Source organism: Streptomyces sp. MJM8645, assembly GCF_001625365.1.
GTDB lineage: Bacteria > Actinomycetota > Actinomycetes > Streptomycetales > Streptomycetaceae > Kitasatospora.
In genome coordinates, this window is record NZ_LJJF01000001.1 from 7,131,057 (window position 1) to 7,146,930 (window position 15,874).

At 74.6% G+C, this 15,874-nt stretch carries 16 protein-coding genes; 10 read left to right on the top strand and 6 right to left on the bottom strand.

The genetic code is table 11. From position 1 onward, the window contains the following. Positions 1 to 227 precede the first annotated feature (227 nt). The 3 genes from A6F73_RS30010 (at position 228) to A6F73_RS41715 (ending at position 1,578) form a co-directional block, all read left to right on the top strand. Positions 228 to 698 carry a hypothetical protein gene (locus A6F73_RS30010; RefSeq protein ID WP_063350637.1) on the top strand — a complete coding sequence of 157 codons (471 nt, stop codon included), beginning with the start codon at positions 228 to 230 and terminating at the stop codon, positions 696 to 698. Between the two features lie 257 nt (positions 699 to 955). Further along, on the top strand, positions 956 to 1,300 hold the full coding sequence (locus A6F73_RS30015; protein WP_063350638.1) for a metalloregulator ArsR/SmtB family transcription factor: 345 nt from the start codon (positions 956 to 958) through the stop codon (positions 1,298 to 1,300). 134 nt (positions 1,301 to 1,434) lie between these two features. Continuing rightward, positions 1,435 to 1,578, top strand: coding sequence for a DUF6126 family protein (locus A6F73_RS41715; RefSeq protein WP_159398578.1), 144 nt, complete (start codon positions 1,435 to 1,437; stop codon positions 1,576 to 1,578). A gap of 7 nt (positions 1,579 to 1,585) precedes the next feature. Here the strand turns inward: A6F73_RS41715 and A6F73_RS44180 are convergent, their stop codons facing one another. Beyond that, the gene (locus tag A6F73_RS44180; RefSeq protein WP_063350640.1) at positions 1,586 to 4,171 is read right to left on the bottom strand and encodes a cytochrome P450; all 2,586 of its coding nucleotides are present in this window, start codon (positions 4,169 to 4,171) and stop codon (positions 1,586 to 1,588) included. Positions 4,172 to 4,511: 340 nt separating this feature from the next. Between A6F73_RS44180 and A6F73_RS30030 the strand changes: the two genes are divergently transcribed. From A6F73_RS30030 to galE, 4 genes are all read left to right on the top strand, one after another. Further along, a complete protein-coding gene (locus tag A6F73_RS30030) occupies positions 4,512 to 5,249 on the top strand; it encodes a sigma 54 modulation/S30EA ribosomal C-terminal domain-containing protein (protein WP_079136139.1) in 738 nt (245 codons plus the stop codon). Between the two features lie 91 nt (positions 5,250 to 5,340). Beyond that, positions 5,341 to 5,772 (top strand): hypothetical protein, encoded by a 432-nt coding sequence (locus A6F73_RS30035; RefSeq protein WP_063350641.1) that lies wholly within the window; start codon positions 5,341 to 5,343, stop codon positions 5,770 to 5,772. Between the two features lie 786 nt (positions 5,773 to 6,558). Then, positions 6,559 to 7,185 (top strand): hypothetical protein, encoded by a 627-nt coding sequence (locus A6F73_RS30040; protein WP_063350642.1) that lies wholly within the window; start codon positions 6,559 to 6,561, stop codon positions 7,183 to 7,185. A gap of 92 nt (positions 7,186 to 7,277) precedes the next feature. Further along, positions 7,278 to 8,294 (top strand): UDP-glucose 4-epimerase GalE, encoded by a 1,017-nt coding sequence (gene galE, locus A6F73_RS30045; protein ID WP_063350643.1) that lies wholly within the window; start codon positions 7,278 to 7,280, stop codon positions 8,292 to 8,294. A 39-nt stretch (positions 8,295 to 8,333) separates the two neighbouring features. Here galE and A6F73_RS30050 read toward each other — a convergent pair whose 3' ends face one another. Together A6F73_RS30050 and A6F73_RS30055 are read right to left on the bottom strand one after the other, a co-directional pair. Next, on the bottom strand, positions 8,334 to 9,038 hold the full coding sequence (locus tag A6F73_RS30050; protein WP_063350644.1) for a hypothetical protein: 705 nt from the start codon (positions 9,036 to 9,038) through the stop codon (positions 8,334 to 8,336). A gap of 72 nt (positions 9,039 to 9,110) precedes the next feature. Beyond that, a complete protein-coding gene (locus A6F73_RS30055; RefSeq protein ID WP_063350645.1) occupies positions 9,111 to 9,317 on the bottom strand; it encodes an antitoxin in 207 nt (68 codons plus the stop codon). A 259-nt stretch (positions 9,318 to 9,576) separates the two neighbouring features. Here A6F73_RS30055 and A6F73_RS30060 point away from each other — a divergent pair, with 259 nt between their 5' ends. Beyond that, positions 9,577 to 10,152 (top strand): DUF6542 domain-containing protein, encoded by a 576-nt coding sequence (locus A6F73_RS30060; RefSeq protein ID WP_063350646.1) that lies wholly within the window; start codon positions 9,577 to 9,579, stop codon positions 10,150 to 10,152. Continuing rightward, positions 10,145 to 11,740: an LCP family protein gene (locus tag A6F73_RS30065; protein WP_079136140.1), complete on the top strand. Its 1,596-nt coding sequence runs from the start codon at positions 10,145 to 10,147 to the stop codon at positions 11,738 to 11,740. The genes A6F73_RS30060 and A6F73_RS30065 overlap by 8 nt, the downstream gene beginning before the upstream one ends. A 72-nt stretch (positions 11,741 to 11,812) precedes the next feature. On the opposite strand, the gene A6F73_RS41720 is transcribed toward A6F73_RS30065, so the two are convergent. Both A6F73_RS41720 and A6F73_RS30075 read right to left on the bottom strand, forming a co-directional pair. After that, entirely contained in the window at positions 11,813 to 12,265 is a 453-nt protein-coding gene (locus A6F73_RS41720) for a hypothetical protein (protein WP_159398579.1), read from the bottom strand. Positions 12,266 to 12,405: 140 nt separating this feature from the next. After that, complete coding sequence (locus A6F73_RS30075) at positions 12,406 to 13,635, bottom strand: MFS transporter (protein ID WP_063350648.1); 1,230 nt, start codon at positions 13,633 to 13,635, stop codon at positions 12,406 to 12,408. A gap of 137 nt (positions 13,636 to 13,772) precedes the next feature. Between A6F73_RS30075 and A6F73_RS30080 the strand changes: the two genes are divergently transcribed. Further along, the gene (locus A6F73_RS30080) at positions 13,773 to 14,216 is read left to right on the top strand and encodes a helix-turn-helix domain-containing protein (protein ID WP_063350649.1); all 444 of its coding nucleotides are present in this window, start codon (positions 13,773 to 13,775) and stop codon (positions 14,214 to 14,216) included. A gap of 76 nt (positions 14,217 to 14,292) precedes the next feature. Here the strand turns inward: A6F73_RS30080 and A6F73_RS30085 are convergent, their stop codons facing one another. Further along, positions 14,293 to 15,645 (bottom strand): DUF6777 domain-containing protein, encoded by a 1,353-nt coding sequence (locus A6F73_RS30085; protein WP_063350650.1) that lies wholly within the window; start codon positions 15,643 to 15,645, stop codon positions 14,293 to 14,295. Between the last annotated feature and the right edge of the window lie 229 nt (positions 15,646 to 15,874).

Below are 15,874 nucleotides of genomic sequence, written 5' to 3' on the forward strand. Positions count from 1 at the left end.
CGCCGGGCACCGGGGAGGCCGGCCGTGGCAGGTGCGCGGAGCCCGACCCTCCGGGGTGGGATTACGCCATCAAAGGTCTGGTTTCGGTCTGCTCGGCACTTCGAAGGCAGAATCGCGGTCATGGCATGGGAATCGCATGGCAAAGTCTCTTCATGGCGCATGTGAAATGTCACATGTGCTACCTCACCTGTTCTGATCGTTCCTCGTACCCTCCGAAGGAGGAGGCAATGAACCGCATCACCCGGATCGCCTCGGGCGCGGCCGGCGCCGTCGCCCTGCTCGCGGCGCCGGTGCCGGCGCTCGCCGTGTCGACCAGCGGCGCGGCCGAGACCGCCGCCACGGTGACGACCTGCGGCTACAACGGCCTGCAGGCCGGGCTGTCGACCAAGGTCTGCGCCGAGGTCACCGGCGCCAGCGTCGTGCTGTATGGGCAGATCGGCCTGGCCGGTCCGCCCACCCCGGACACCCCGTGGCCGCCGAAGCCGCAGGAACTGCTCACCCGCCTGTCGGCCGGGGTGGTCGGCGGCGAGTCGCTCGGCTCGGCGAGCGTGCGCGCCGTGTTCACGGCCGCCACCGTGCGGGTCGACGGCGTCAGCGTCACCGTGCCGTGCGGTTCGACCCTCCGCGCGACCTTCGCCGTCGAGTCGATCTGGCGGGGGCCGGCCCCGGTCGAGGTGGATGTACCTGTAGTCTGCTGACGGAACCTCACCATGACGGCCGAGTCCGGGAGTTGGCAGCGTCCCGGGCTCGGCTTCCGGCGTTCCCGCGCGCCCTCCGGATGTGACGTGGACCACTCGGTGGTGGCCCCGGTGGGCCGGGCGGCCGCCAGACGACGGCCGGGCGCCCACTGTGACGACTTGAAGAAATCTTCATCTGTGGCGATGATGCTTGCCGGCCGCCGGTGAGGACGCGGCCGCACGCTCACCGAGCCGTACCCGAGGGAGGGACGCGGACCATGCCCGTCCCGCTGTACCAGGCCAAGGCGGAGTTCTTCCGCACCCTCGGCCATCCGGTCCGGATCCGGGTGCTGGAACTGCTCCAGGACGGGCCCCGGCCGGTGCGCGAGCTGCTGGCCGAGATCGAGGTCGAGCCCTCCAACCTCTCCCAGCAGCTCGCGGTGCTGCGCCGTACCCAACTGGTCGCCGCCACCCGCGAGGGCAACACCGTGGTGTACGCGCTCAGCACCCCGGACGTGGCCGAGCTGCTGCGGGCCGCGCGCCGGATCCTGACCGAGCTGATCACCGACCAGGGCGCGCTGCTCACCGAACTGCGCGAGCCCGGCGGCCGGCCGCACCGTTGAGCCCGCCGAGGCCCTCGGGCCGGTCGAGCGTGTCGAGCCCTTCGAGCCCGTCGAGCCCGTTGAACCCTTCGAGCCCGTCGGGCCCGCTGAACCCGCGCCCGACCCGGCCGGCCGACCCGAGGAGAACCCCCGCCATGAGCGAGAGCACGAGCGACGGCACGCGCGAGGAGAAGCGCCGACGCAAGGCCATGCTCATCCGGGCGGGCATCTACATCTTCGCCACGCACCTGTTCGCCGGCTTCGTGCTGCTGCTGTTCGCGCTCGGCGGCCGCAAGTAGGCACCTCCTACGTCCGAGGGCCGTCCGTCACGAGGTAGCGGTCGCTGGTGCTGGTCCAGGCCTGGACGCCCTCGATGAGCTCCCGGGTGCCGTCCAGGTACCAGCGCCCGGCCGGGTGGCGGTGACGCAGGTCGCTGCGCAGGGCGTCGTTCTCCCGCCGCAGCCGGGCGACCCGGGAGCGGACGGCGCCGACGGCCCGGCTGCGGGTGCAGCCGCGGATCCGTTGCAGGGTGAGGACGGTGTTGAAGGCGGCCGCGCTCTGGCGTTCCTCCCGCTCCAGTGAGTACAGGTCGTTGATCAGCGTGGCGGCGTCGGCGGTGTTGGCACGCAGCCGGTGCAGTGCGGGCTCCGCGTGGAGGGCGGCGGGGGCGTCGGCGCCGTGGACCCGTTCCAGTATGTTCATGAACGGGTAGAGACAGCTGCCGTGGCGGCGCAGCCGCATGGTCTCGGGCAGGCCGAGGGCGGGGACGGTGCCGTGGGCGCGGTGTTCGGCCTCGGCGGGGAAGGTCTCCAGACAGGCCTGCCACTCCCGGGCGGCCCGGGCGCGCCAGTTGGGGGACATGCCCTGCGCCTGGCGGCTCCACAGGTCGTGCCAGGCGCGGAGTACGTGGTCGCCGGAGCGCGGCGCCGGGCCCGCGCCGACCGGCGCGGAGGCGCCCGTCCGATCGGCCCCGGTGCGGTACAGGACGTCGATGAGCGGGTCGACGACGTCGCGGGCTTCGACGGGGCGGCGCCCGGGCGGGCCGTCGAAGCGGTCGTCGAGGATGGTGAACCAGCCCAGCATGTCCACCAGCAGGTCGAGGTCGGCGCCGTGGGCGCGGGGGAAGGCGTGGCCGATCAACTCGTGCAGGGCGTAGGCCCCGTAGCGGGTCATCTCGGGCGGGGTGAGGAGGTTGCGGCCGACCACCCAGGCGGCGTGCCGGGCCGCGGCGGTGCGCAGTTCGCCGGACCGTTGCGGGAGTTGGGGCGCGGCGGGGGCCGGGGCGGGGATGCTCACCGGGCAGCGGGCCGCCGGCGGGGCCTCGACGGCCGCCCGGTCGTCCCGCGCTCGGTCCTCTCCCGCTCGGTCCTCTCCCGCCCGGTCCTCTCCCGCCCGGTCGTCCCCCGCCCGGTCGTCCCCCGCCCGGTCGTCCCCCGCTCGGCCCTCTCCCACCCGGTCGTCCGGCGGGCTGTCCGGGCGGGGCACCCGGGCGCCGCGCGGGGTCAGCCGCACGCGCAGCCCGTGCGCCTGGACCGTCGTCCACACCACTTCCCGGGCCCGGGCGCCGGGGACGGCCACCGGCCGCCAGCGGCGCAGGATCGCGGCCGCCGCGACCGTCAGCTCGGCCCAGGCGAAGGCTTCCCCGATGCACTTGTGCTTTCCGGCCCCGAACGGGAGGAAGGAGTGCCGCCCGGCCCCGCCGGACTGCCAGCGCTCCGGGCGGAAGCGCAGCGGGTCGGGGTAGCGGTCCGGGTCGCGGTGCAGTGCGGTGAGGCTGTAGAGCAGTTCGGTGCCGGCCGGGATCCGGTACGGGCCGAGGTCCACCGGCACCTGGGCGGTGCGCATCAGGAAGGCGTTGGGTGCGTGCAGCCGCACCACCTCCTGGGTGACGCTGCGGGTGTAGGTGAGCCTGGCCAGCGCCTCGGGGGTGGGGGCGGCTCCGGCGGGCAGGTGCTCGTCGAGTTCGGCGAGCACCCGGGCCTCCACCTCGGGGTGGCGCAGGAGTTCATCGAGGAGCCAGGTCAGTGTGGTGGAGACGGTCTCGGTGCCGGCGCCGAACATGGTGATCGCCTCGGACCGGACGTCCGCCTCGGTGAGCGGCCGGCCGGTGCCCGGGTCGGTGGCGGCGCGCAGCAGGGCGGGCAGGGTGCCGCCCCGTTCGGCGGATCGGGTGCCCGTCGGCCTGACGGCCTGGTCGACGACCTGGTTGAGCACCCGGACGGCGGCGTCGAAGCGCCGGTTGACCGCCAGCGGCAGCCGGGCGAGCGCCGGGTGCGGGTAGAGGGACTGGACGATCTGGCCCTTCACCAGGTCCGGCAGGGCCTGGTGGAAGGCCAGGGTGGCATCCTCGCTCAGCCGGGCGTCGAACAGCGAGCGGGTGACGATCTCCAGCGCGAGGTGGTTCATCTCCTTGGCCACGTCGAGGACTTGCCCGGGGTGCCAGCGCCTGGCCCGCTCCTCGGTGACCTGGTGCATCACGGCGACGTACTCGGCCATCCGGTCCGGCCCGAAGGCGGGTTGGATGATCCGGCGGCGGTCGCGGTGGGCCTGGCCCTCGGACATCAGCAGGCCGTCGCCGAACGCCGTCTTGAGGGTGTCCTGGACGGCGCCGCGCGGGCAGTCGTAGGCGAGGGCGACGAGCAGGGTGTGGACGAGCGGGGCGTCGGTGACCACGCAGACGGTGCGCGGCCCGAGCCGGATCCGGACGACGCCGCCGTGCCGGGAGAGCGAGCCGAGGAAGCCGAGCGGGTCGCGCAGCAGGGCGGCTGCGTGGCCGAGGCCGGGGACGGCGCCGGGGGCGAGCGGGGGGACGGTCGCGGGGGTGGTGCGGGGTGCGGTGGGTGCGGTTCTCGGGGGGAGGTCCCGTTGCCGCGTCTCGGTCAGCAGGGTCATGTCAGTACCTCTCATCAGAGGAGCCGGTGCGGACGGTACCGGGGGCCCCGACGGGCCGGCCGGGTGGTGGGGGGCCGGCTCGCGCGGATCCGCGCGTGCCCCGGCTGGAGGGGCGCACGTCATGGCAAACGCGCCGGTTCGACGGGCGTTGCGCCGAACGCGGGTGGATCACTCCAACGGTCGATCATCCGCAGTGGCTCCGACCGCCCCGGAACGCGGTGCTGACCTGCGGCGAAGGCCCCACCGGAAAGATCCGGGCCGGTCCCCTCGCGCAGGGTCTTTGGACCCTCGCCGCCCGGCCGCCCGAGGGCCAGCATGGTCCGGGAGAAGGAGGACCCTGATGACCAGTCTGCGCCACCGGCCCGCCCTCGACGTCCGGGTGGAGATCCGCGGCGAGCTGCCGCGCGAGAACGCCGAGTACGCCCGGGCGCAGGCACTGGACACGGCGGCCGGGCTCGGCCCCGGAACCCGCGCGCTGCGCATCCGGCTCACCCGCGTGCGCGACCGGGCCATGACCCGGCCCGCCCTCGCACAGGCCGACGTCGACCTGGCCGGCGCCGGTCCGGTCCGGGTGCAACTCGCCGCCGCCACCGCCCGCGAGGCCGTCGACGTCGCCCTGGGCACCCTCGCCGGCCGGGCCGCCCGGCTGCGTGAGCAGGGCGACATCGGATTCGCCGCCGCCCACGAGAGCGCCTACCGCCCGCAGTACGCCGCCCGCCCGCTCGCCGAACGGCGGATCGCCCGGCGCAAGGAGGTCGTCCTCGCCCGCCGCACCCCCGAGCAGGCCACCCGCGAACTGCTCGCGCTGGACCGGTCGTTCCACCTCTTCGCGGACGCCGTGACCGGCCGGGACGCGCTGGTCCACCGCTGCCCGCTCAGCGGCGCGCCCGGGGCGGGCCGGTCCACGGGCGCCGACCCGGCGGACCCGCTCGACCTCACCGAGGCGGCCCGGCGGCTCTGGCTGGCCGGCGGCCCGTTCGTCTGCTACGCCGACCCCGGCGACGGCCGTGCCCGGGTGCTCTACCGCCGCTACGACGGCCACTACGGCCTGATAACGCCGGTAGCGGAGCCTCGTTGACGGGCAGGAGAACCACCGGGGCGGGCCCACCGGCCCCGATGGCCACGACCGCCACGACCGCCACGACTTCCACGACAGGGGAACCGGGACCATGGACTGCGACGAGGTCATGCTGACCGTCCGGATCACCGCCGCCGAACGCGCGCTGCTGCGGGCCCTCGCCCGCGGCCACGGCGGGGACGTCTCCGAGGTGGTGGTCGACGGCCTGCTGGAGGTCATCCCCGCGCTGCACGACGACGCCTCCGCGCTGCCGCTGCGGCGCGTCCTGGCCCGGCCCGCCCCCTGCGCCCTGACCCTCTGGCTGCCCGCCCCGATCGCGGACCTGCTGCCGCTGTTGGGCGAGCGGATCGCGCGGACCGGCGGCCCGTCGAGCGGACCGGCCAGCGCCGCGCTGTCCGCCGCGCTGCGCCTGTGGCTCGCCGGGGACCGGGCGGGGCTGGCGGCCGGGCTGGCCCGGCTGCACGGCGGCTGCGCCGGCGGGCGGGCGGCGGCGCAGCAGGCCCCGGTGCGGGCGGCGGCCTGACCGGTTCCGGTGGCCGGGCGGCGACCTGGCCGGTTGTTGACGGTACGTCAGTCATCGGCCCCAGCTGGCATGTCCTGGGCGGGAATTGGCCAGTTCAGGACTCTGGTCAGGGCCCCGTGACACGCCCTAGCATTCCCGTCACGGCCGTCTGAGCCCAGGCCCCGGGACTCCGGCCGGGTGGCCGCCACCACCCCGTTGCCGGGGAGCGCACACCCCCCGAGTGCGCTTCCCGGCATCGTCGCGTCCGGGGCCGTCCCCGGGGGCTCACGGGTTGCCCCCGACCTTCCCCCCGGTGTCGTCAGCTCCGCGCGACCCGGCCCGCCGCGTGCGAGCGGCCGAATTCCGCAAGAGGTTTTCGTTATTCCCGTGCGGCCCACCGCTCTCCTGAGTGCCGGAAGGTGTGGGCCCCCGCTCGGCAGGGCGCCCGCACCTCGCACGAGGAGGGGAAACGCGATGGGACGCCGGAGCGCGGAGCCGCGCCCCCCGTAGCGGCAACTCGCCTTCGGCGTCGGCCGGTTCACTTCACGGCGGGTGGCGGCGCGCTGGTGCTCGGGCTCGACGGCCGCTGGTACTACGGTGGTCGGCTAGGGCGTGTCCTGATCCACAAGACACGCCCCCGGGGGGAGTTCCAGCAGCCCGAACGGCCGGCCGTGCAACAACCGGCCGCTGCTGAAGGCCTCCTGAGACCGTCCGGCGGCGCCGGGTGCGGGCGCCGCCACCACCCGGTGGCGCCCGCACCCGGCGTCACCGCTCCCTGCCCCTCACCCCTCACGAGGATTGCCCGCCATGCGAACCCGACCCTTCGTCGCCGCCCTCGCCCTCGCCGGTGCGGCCGTGCTGCCCGCCGCCGTGCCGGTCGCCGCCCACGGCGACACCGTCCACCTGGACGTCTCCGGCCAGCGGAACGGCCGCGTCAGCACCGTCGCCACCTGGGAGAACGACCACGACCCGGTCACCGGGGAGTTCACCGGCACGCTGGCCGCGACGGCCACCGACGGTCGCATGGTCGGCCCCTGGCGCCTGGTCGCCGTCCCGGGCGAGCCGGGGACGTACACCACCCGGGAGATCCTCCCGGCCGGGCACTGGCGGGTGAGCGTCGACTGCGCGTTTCCCTCGCCGGGGCACGGCGAGGGTGAACTCGACGTCGAGGCTGCGGTGATCGGCGATCCGCCGCTGCCGGGGGCCCCGATACCCGCGCCCGCTCCCACGGCCACCCCCACTCCCATTCCCACACCCACGGCCCCCACCGCCCCGCCGGCCGCCGACAGCGCCGCCCGGGCCCGCTCCGCCGCCCGCGACACCCCCTCCGACACCACGCCCGACGCCGCCACCTGGGCCGCGATCGGCACCGCCGTCGCGGCCGTCGTGCTGGTCGCCACCGGCTTCTGGCTCCGCCGCCGCCCCCACCGCTGAGCCCGCCGACGGAACCATCGAGCGCGAACCACCGTCCCAGAGGTCACCGGGCGCCACCGGGCGCCCGGCCGACCGCAAGGGAGCGTCCGCGCATGAAGAAGGTCCTGATCACCGGCGGCGCGGGATTCATCGGCAGTTCGGTGGTGTTCGCCCTCCTCGACCAGGGCATCACCCCGGTCATCCTGGACGACCTGTCTAAGGGCCGGGCCGAGTTCGTCGAGGGCAAGGTGTTCTACCAGGGCGACGTCGCCGATGCGGCCCTGCTCGACCGGATCTTCGCCGAGCACCCGGACATCGACGCCGCCGTGCACTGCGCGGCCAGGATCGTCGTCCCGGACTCGGTGGCCAGGCCGCTGTACTACTACCGGGAGAACGTCGGCAAGACCATCGAACTGCTCGACGCCCTCCAGCGCCACGGCTGCACCCGCGTCGTCTTCAGCAGCTCCGCCTCCATCTACGCGCCCACCCCGGACGCGCGGGTCGACGAGAGCAGCCCGGTCGAAGCCAACAGCCCCTACGCGCGCACCAAGCTGATGATGGAGCAGGTGCTCCAGGACTGGACCAGGGGGGAGGGCGCCGAGCGGCAGCGGGTCATCTCCCTGCGCTACTTCAACCCGATCGGCGCCGACCCGCGGCTGCGCAGCGGGCTCCAGGACCTCAACCCCAGCCACGCCCTGGGCAAGCTGATCGAGGCGCACACCAACGGCACCCCGTTCACCGTCACCGGCGTCGACTGGGCGACCAGGGACGGCTCCGGCATCCGCGACTACGTCCACGTGCGGGACCTCGCCGAGGCGCACGTCGCGGCGCTGCTCCGCTTCGACGAGGTGATCGCCGAGGGCGCCGAGGACCGCTACCGGGTCATCAACGTTGGCACGGGCGACGGCACCACCGTGCGCGAGCTGATCGCCGCCTTCGAGCAGGCCGTCGGCGCGACGCTCGACGTCCGCGAGGCGGGCCCCCGACCGGGCGACGTGATCGGCTGCTACGCGGCCGTCGACACCGCCCGCGAACTGCTCGGCTGGCAGCCGCGGCGGGGCATCGCCGAGGGCGTCGCCGACGCGCTGGCCTGGCGCGCGCAGTGGGCCGCCCGCCTCGACGCCAGCTGATTCCCGGCGCGGCCGCCCCCGCCCCCGGGGGCGGCCGCGCTACTGGACGGCCGTGCCGGACTTGGCCCAGTTGTCGTGCAGCCGGTCGAGGTAGGACTGCGCCTGGGAACCCACCTTGACCCCCCGGGCGAAGGCCAGCATGTTGCCCGCGCCGGCGTTGTAGCCGAGGGCGAGGAGCTCGTCGTGGTTCAGTGGCGCGCTCGGCCGCGCCGGGAGCTGCCCGGCCAGGTCGTGCAGGTGCCAGGCGGCCGCCTGGACGGCCAGGTCGCGGTCGTCCGGCAGCTCCTCCCACTGGCGGTCGGCGAAGGGGCGGCCGGGTTTGGTGTCGTCGAAGGCGGCGCGGTGCATGTTGGCGATGCCGAACGAGGCTTCGGGCTTGCTGCGCTGCCAGGCCCGTTCGAGCTCCGGGTCGTGCGGCTTGTACGACTCGTTGTAGAGGATCGCCATCAGCAGCTGCGGGTTGACCCCGGCCTCGGCGGCGAACCGGCGCACCGGGGCCGCGTAGTCGGCGGGGTCGTAGCGGCCGGACGGCTTCGACGGCTTCGACGGCGCGGTCGAGGCTGACCCGGACGGGGCGGACGCGGAGGGCCCGGCACCGTCCGGGGAGGGGGTCGCCGACGGGGAGGCGCCGGACGACGCCGTGGTGGGGTGGTCACCGCCGTGGACGATGCCCCACCCGGCCGCGACGAGTACGCCGATGACCAGCCAGCGCCCCCAGCGCGACCCCTGTTGCCCCTCGCTCATCGCTGCCGACCCCTCCCCGTGTGCCCGTGCCCTTGTTCGACCGTCGTACTGTCGATCGTGCCCGGTGGCAGGCTACTCGGCCGGCTTCTGCTCGCCGTCGAGGTTGCGCAGGAAGCCCTTGGCCTTCTCGACGCCGGTGTCGATCTGGCCGCTGTACTTGCCGTCCGTGCGGTCGTCGATCACGTCGCCGACCTTGTCCAGGCCCTGCCCGAGCACGCCGCTGTGCTCGCGGGCGAGGTCGGTGGCCTTGTCCGCGAGGTTCTTCAGACTCTCAAACATGGTGACGCTCTGCTCCTCTGACGCGTTCCTGATGGTGTGCCGACGTGGCGGGGGATCATGACCATCCTAACGACGGCCCACCAGGCGCTCGGCCGCTGCCGAAGGACGGCGGGTGACTTTGCTGGAATGGGTTTGTATGCTCCAGCCCAACTTCTACAGCCATGTAGAAGCTGGGAACCGCCACCAGGACGGAACGCGTCCCGGCACGCACAGCGGCGCGCACGCGCCGCGGCAGCCGAAACGAGCGAGGGAAGTGCGCATGGCCGGCCAGCGGGCGAGAACGCCGTACCAGGACGCGGGACCGCGCACCGAGGACCCCGCCCTGCCCGCGCAGCGCTCGCGCGCGGCCGCCCCGGCGGAGCCCACCGCGCCGCCCGCCGCCCGCCCGCCACGGCCCGCGGCCTCCCGCCGCCGGCCGCAGGCCCGCCGGGGCGTCCGACTGCCGGTGCTGCTCACCGCCGTCGGCCTGCCCGTCCTCGGCGGTGTCGCGGACGAGCTCGGGGGCCCCGGCGTCGGCGTGCTCTTCGCGGTCGGTGCGGTCGGCGGGACGGGCGCCGCGGCGGCACTGTGCAGCCGGGCCGGCCGCTGGTGGGTCGTCACCGCGGCCCCGCTCGTGGTGCTGCTCGGCGCCGCCGGCATCGAGTACCTGGCGAACCGGGACGCGTACCAGGGCAAGCAGCTCGGCACCGGCGCGCTGCGGTGGGTGGTGGGGGCGTTCCCGGTGATGGCGGCGACGGTGGGGGTCGCGCTGCTGGTCGTCGCGGTCCGCATCGCGCTCGACCGCCGACGGCTCCGCAGGGCGGGCACCCCGGCCGGAAGGAGCCGTCGTGGCTGAACGCGCCGCCCGCCTCCGCCCGCGCGGCCGCGCCCCGCGCCGCGGCCCCGCCCCGCTGACCGTCGCCGGGCGCACCCTCGCCTGCACCGTCTCCGTCGCCGTCCTCGGCGCCAGCGGCTTCACCTGGTACGAGTACCGCAGCCTCGACGACGGCATGACCAAGTCCACCGCGCTGAGCGAGGCCAAGAAGAACGCCCCGCCCCACCTCGACAAGTCCGTCAACCTGCTGCTGATCGGCCTCGACAGCCGCAAGGACATGGACGGCAACGACCTGCCCAAGCAGTTCGTCGAGGACGAACTGCACGCCGGGTCGAGCGAGATCGGCGGCTACAACACCAACGCCCTGATCGTCCTGCACATCCCGGCCAACGGCGGCAAGGTCACCGCGCTGTCCGTCCCGCGCGACGACTACGTGCAGACCCTCGGCGCCGACGGAAAGATGCACAAGATCAAGGAGGCCTACGGCATCGCCAAGGTGGCCGCCGAGCAGAAACTCGCCGGTAAGGGGCTCTCCAAGGCCGACCTGGAGCGGCAGAGCCGCGAAGCCGGACGCTCCGCCACCATCCAGACCGTGCAGGGCTTCCTCGACGTCCCGATCGACCACTTCGCCGAGGTCAACCTGATCGGCTTCTACGACATCGCCAAGGCCGTCGAGCCGATCCAGGTCTGCCTCAACCACCCCGTCGACGACCCGATCACCGCCCGCACCGTCGCCCACGAGGGCGGTGGCACCGGCCTCAAGCTCCCCGCCGGCATCAGCTCCCTCAACGCCGCCCAGGCCCTCTCCTTCGTCCGCCAGCGCCACCACCTCGCCAACGGCGACCTCGACCGCACACACCGGCAGCAGGCGTTCATCTCCTCCGTCGAGTACCGGCTCAAGCAGCAGGGCATCCTCAACGACTTCGGGCAGATGCAGAAGCTGTTCGGGGTGGTGAAGAAGGACGTCGTCATCGACAACGAGTGGAACATCCTCGACTTCGCCCAGCAGGCGCCCAACCTCACCGGCGGGAACGTCGAGTTCAACACCCTGCCGATCACCGGGTTCAAGACCGTCGGCGGCCAGGAGGTCAACACCGTCAACCCGGAGCTGATCAAGAAGATCGTCCGGCAGCTGTTCAACCGCGAGCCGGCCCCCGTCCAGGCCGTCCCCGCGCCCACCGAGACGGCCGCCGAGACCGCCACCCCCTCGCCGTCCGCCGCCTCCCCGACCGCGACCAGGGCCGTCGTGGACGTCAACGCCGTCGCGGGCGCCGGCGCGGCCGCCACCGAGTCCAAGGCCCTCGCCGAACTCGGCTACCAGCCGGGGAAGATCGGCGACGCCGCCGCCAGGACCAGGGCCACCACCGTCACCTACGGCAGCGGCGCCAAGGCCGACGCCCAGCAGCTCGCCACCCGCTACGGCGTCACCGCCACCGCGGCCGCCGTCGTCGCCCCCGGCCACATCGTCGTCACCCTCGCCGTCACCCGCACCCCCAGCCCCTCCGTCGCCGCCACCACCGGGCCGGGCGACGCGGCCACCGACCCCGCCGCCGGCCTCCCCATGCAGGGCCCCGCCGTCAAGGCCGGCGGCATCCCCTGCGTGGACTGACGGGGGCGGCGGGCGCCGCGCGGCCGCACCCACGAGGCGGTGGGCGGACCGGCTCGGCGGCCGAACCGGGCGTCACGGGAGGAGAGTCCGGCCCCGGGCGCGCTGGACGAGCAGGCCGACCAGCCACAGCAGGACCGCCGTGGCGCCCACCGCGGCCAGCACGTAGGTCGCGGGCATGTCGTCGTTGGGGTAGTGGTCGCCGGCCACGCGCACGGTGGCCGGGTCGTCCGCCGCCGCCTCCAGGGGGACGGTCATCCCGACGTGCGGCTTCTCGACCCGTTTGAGGCCGAGCGCCGACGTGCGGTAGTCGCGATCCCCGGCCCGGTAGGTGATGGTGTAGAGCCAGCCGCCCTTGCGCAGGGCCACGGCGCTGACCGTCCCGTCGACCCGCAGCGGCGCGGCGTCTATCCGGCTCGCGGCCCGCCACTGCGCGGACGCGGCGAACAGGCTCCAGCAGAGCACCAGCAGCGAGACCACCGCGCCCGCCAACGGAAGGGACCACACCCGGCGTAACACTGCCTTCATGGCCCGGACGATACCCGCCCCGTGACGCGCCGTCGGTGGCCGGGGCGCCGCCCCCTTCGAGAGCGACACGGCGGTGGACTTCGCCGACGGCCTGGCGCGGACGCCGCCGGATCAGGGCGAGGAGCCGTTCCGAGACTTCGTCAATTCTGCTTCCTGGCAAGCCAGTAGAGCAGTGCGGCCAGACTGGTGGCCGCGCCGAGGAGACAGACGGCCGTCCAGCCCCAGTGCTCGTAGACGACGGTGGAGCCGATCGCGCCCGCCGCACAGCCGGCGGAGTAGAGGAGCATGTACCCGGCGGTGAGCCGGCTCTGCGCCTCGGGGCGGACCTGGTACAGCAGGTGCTGGTTGACCACGTGCACGGACTGCAGGCCGTAGTCGATCACCACCATGGCGAGCACCAGCCACCACACCGAGCGCGGCAGCAGGGCCGCCGGGATCCAGGCGGCGAGCATGGCCAACAGGCCGATGCCGGCGGTGTGTTCGGCCCGGCCGCGGTCGGCCTGCCGGCCCGCGCGGCCGGCACCCAGGGCTCCGGCGGCGCCGGCCAGGCCGAACAGCCCGATCTGGGTGTGGCTGAGACTGAACGGCGGGGCGGCGAGCGGGAGCACCATCGGGGTGAGCAGGACGGTGATGGAGGTGAAGGTGAGCAGCGCGAGGACCGCCCGGGCGCGGAGCACGGGCTCCTCGGCGAAGAGCGTGAACACCGAGCCGATCAGCCGGGGGTAGCTGATCCGTGCGGTCCGTGCGGTCTGCCCGGTCGGTGCCGACGGCCGGTGACGTTCGGCCGGGAGGACGACCGCGACGGCGAGGGCCATCGCGCCGGTGGCGACGGCGGACACCACGTAGACGGCGCGCCAGCCGGCCAGGTCGCCGATGGTGCCGGCGACGGTGCGGGCGAGCAGGATGCCGACCACGATGCCGCTGGTGACGGTACCGACCACCCGGCCCCGGTCGGCTGGCGCGGCGAGCGAGGCCGCGTACGCGACGACGACCTGGGCGACCACCGCGAGGACTCCGACGGCGGCCATCGCGGCGAGCATCAGCGGCGCGGAGGGGGCGAGCGCGACGGCGGCGAGGGCGAGCACGGAGAGCCCGAGCTGAGCGGTGGTGAGGGTGCGGCGGTTGACGCGGTCGCCGAGCGGGACGAGCAGCAGCAGGCCGAGCGCGTAGCCCGTCTGGGTGAGGGTGCCGACGAGCCCGATGGTGGCCGGGTCGATGCCGTAGTCCGCGGCGATGAGGTCGAGCAGGGGCTGTGAGTAGTAGACGTTGGCGACGGCGAGGCCGCAGGCGACGGAGAGGAGCCAGGCGGCGGCGGGTGGCAGGCCGCGTGGGGGCGCTTCGGCGGCGGTGGCGCGGGTGGGCGAGGTCATGGGCGGGACTTCCTGGTGGCGGGCACGGCCGGACTGGTTTCAAAGTGCTACCACGCCACCCTGGCATAATGTGGTTTCAATAAGCAACCACGCGACTCGCCGCTAGGCTGGGCGCCGACCGGTGGAAGGTGGGAGAAGTGCCGAAGCGCACCACGCACGAGGAGTCGACCTGCCCGGTCGCCCGCCCGCTCGACGTCGTCGGCGACGGCTGGACGCTGCTGATCGTCCGCGACGCCTTCGACGGGCTGCGCCGCTTCGGGCAGTTCCAGAAGAACCTGGGCCTCGCCAGGAACATCCTCTCGGCCCGCCTCACCAACCTGGTCGCCAACGGGGTGTTCGAGCTCGCGCCGGCCGCCGACGGCAGCCCGTACCAGGAGTACGTGCTGACCGAGAAGGGGCGCGCCCTCTTCCCCGTGATCACCGCGCTGCGGCAGTGGGGTGACCAGTGGTTCTTCGCGGAGGGCGAGCCGCGCGCCCGGCTGGTGGAACGCGGGACGGGCGCGCCGATCGAGGCGATGGAGGTCCGCGCGGCCGGCGGCCGGGTGCTGGGGCCCGAGGACGCCGAGGTGCTGCTGCCCTGAGACGCGCCGCCGCCACCGGCGGACGGGCGGCCGGTGGCGGCGGGTAGTGGCGGGTGGTGCGGGGGAGTCGGGCGGATCAGCTGGGGGTGGCGCTCCCGGCCGTCGCGGTCTTCGGGGGTTCGGTGGCCGTCGCGGTGGTGCCGTTGGTGGTGTTCGTCGTGGTGGAACCGGTCGTGGTCGCCGGGGCCTTGGTGCTCGGCGGCGGGGTCGGGGTCTGGGTCGGCGTCTTGGTGGTGGACGAACCCGTGGACGAACCCGTCGAGGAGCCTGCGGACGACCCCGTGGACGAGCCGGTCGAGGAGCCGGTGGACGCGGACGAGGAGCCGGTCGTCTTGGTCGTCCCGGTCGGGGTGCCCGAGGAGGTGGACGACGTTGCCGAGGCGGAGCCCGTCCCGGTCGAGGCGCCCGAGGACGTCGCCCCGGACGAGGTCGCTCCGGAGGACGTGGCCCCCGAGGAGGTCGCCCCGGACGAGGTCGAACCCGAGGTCGTCGCCGAGCCGGACCCGGAGGTCGCCCCGGAGGTGGCCCCGGAGGACGAGGCGGAGGTCGAGTGCGACGTCGAGGCCGTGCCCGCCGGCGTGGTGGGCGTCATCTTCCCCGGCGGCGGGACGCCTGGCGCCAGCGGCCCCTTGGGCGGTCCGACGTTCCGGTCGACCACGTCGATCCGCCCGGTCAGGCGGGAGAACCAGCCGCCCGTCTCGATGTTCACCAGGATGATCTCGGTCACCGGCTGCGGCGCGGGCACCACGACGACCAGCGTGGTCGGGTGGAAGCCGGCCCATGCCTTCCCGGTGTACTTGGCGTCGCTCACCAGCACCGGCGGCTTCAGCGGGTTGCCGCAGGAGCAGCGCACCCGGGGCACGCCCTGGGAGTCCACCAGGACGGCGGTGCCGGCCTGGAGCGCGGACTGGTACTCGGCGACGGCGCCGCTCTTGTAGTTGTGGTTGGTGACCCGGGTGTCCACCCGCAGATAGGCCGAGGTCAGCGAGCGCAGGTAGGACGGGATCTCGGACTGCTGGACGCCCGCGGCGGAGGCCCAGGCGCGGCCGGAGTCCCCGCTGGAGACCATCCCGATCAGGCGCTCGGTGTCGCAGCTGGGCTTGGTCATCGTCCCGCCGTACAGCCCGGCGGAGTTGCCCTCGACGCTGTGGATCACCGCCGGGGAGGCGGCCGTGGACCGGCCGCCCGGCCCGGACTGCGGTGCCTGGGCGGACTGCGGCGCCGGCCCGGACTGCGGCTCCTGGGCGGGGGCGGGGGCGCTCACCCCCTGGGTTTCCACCGATGGGGTGAACGGGTCCGGCCCCGGGTCGGCCGGGGCCTGGAGGGCCACCTCGTTGGCGGCCGGCAGGGTGTCGTGGTGACCGCCGCCCTGGCTGTTCACGATCAGCACGGTGGCCACCACGGCCACCGCCAGCGTGCCGGCGGCCAACGCGAGCCCCCGCCCGGAGCGCCACCACGGCGTGTGCGGCCCCCGACCGCCGCCGGAGGACGGCCCTGACGGCCCTGACGGACCAGATGGACCAGACGGCCCGGAAGGCCCGGAAGGGCCGGATGACCCGGGCGGCGGCCCGAACTGGCCGCCGCCCGACGGGGGACCGGCCAGCGGGCCGGACGGGGGGCCGTGGGGCGGCTCGCTCGGCGGGCCGGACGGGGGCGGT

What these genes read in the sequence shown, in the direction of transcription:
- A6F73_RS41715 (WP_159398578.1), top strand. Translation starts at nt 1,435, where the DNA reads ATGAGCGAGAGCACGAGCGACGGCACGCGCGAGGAGAAGCGCCGACGC.
- A6F73_RS30055 (WP_063350645.1), bottom strand. Translation starts at nt 9,317, where the DNA reads ATGTTTGAGAGTCTGAAGAACCTCGCGGACAAGGCCACCGACCTCGCC.
- A6F73_RS30060 (WP_063350646.1), top strand. Translation starts at nt 9,577, where the DNA reads ATGGCCGGCCAGCGGGCGAGAACGCCGTACCAGGACGCGGGACCGCGC.
- A6F73_RS30015 (WP_063350638.1), top strand. Translation starts at nt 956, where the DNA reads ATGCCCGTCCCGCTGTACCAGGCCAAGGCGGAGTTCTTCCGCACCCTC.
- A6F73_RS30050 (WP_063350644.1), bottom strand. Translation starts at nt 9,038, where the DNA reads ATGAGCGAGGGGCAACAGGGGTCGCGCTGGGGGCGCTGGCTGGTCATC.
- galE (WP_063350643.1), top strand. Translation starts at nt 7,278, where the DNA reads ATGAAGAAGGTCCTGATCACCGGCGGCGCGGGATTCATCGGCAGTTCG.
- A6F73_RS30040 (WP_063350642.1), top strand. Translation starts at nt 6,559, where the DNA reads ATGCGAACCCGACCCTTCGTCGCCGCCCTCGCCCTCGCCGGTGCGGCC.
- A6F73_RS30010 (WP_063350637.1), top strand. Translation starts at nt 228, where the DNA reads ATGAACCGCATCACCCGGATCGCCTCGGGCGCGGCCGGCGCCGTCGCC.
- A6F73_RS30075 (WP_063350648.1), bottom strand. Translation starts at nt 13,635, where the DNA reads ATGACCTCGCCCACCCGCGCCACCGCCGCCGAAGCGCCCCCACGCGGC.
- A6F73_RS41720 (WP_159398579.1), bottom strand. Translation starts at nt 12,265, where the DNA reads ATGAAGGCAGTGTTACGCCGGGTGTGGTCCCTTCCGTTGGCGGGCGCG.
- A6F73_RS44180 (WP_063350640.1), bottom strand. Translation starts at nt 4,171, where the DNA reads ATGACCCTGCTGACCGAGACGCGGCAACGGGACCTCCCCCCGAGAACC.
- A6F73_RS30035 (WP_063350641.1), top strand. Translation starts at nt 5,341, where the DNA reads ATGGACTGCGACGAGGTCATGCTGACCGTCCGGATCACCGCCGCCGAA.
- A6F73_RS30030 (WP_079136139.1), top strand. Translation starts at nt 4,512, where the DNA reads ATGACCAGTCTGCGCCACCGGCCCGCCCTCGACGTCCGGGTGGAGATC.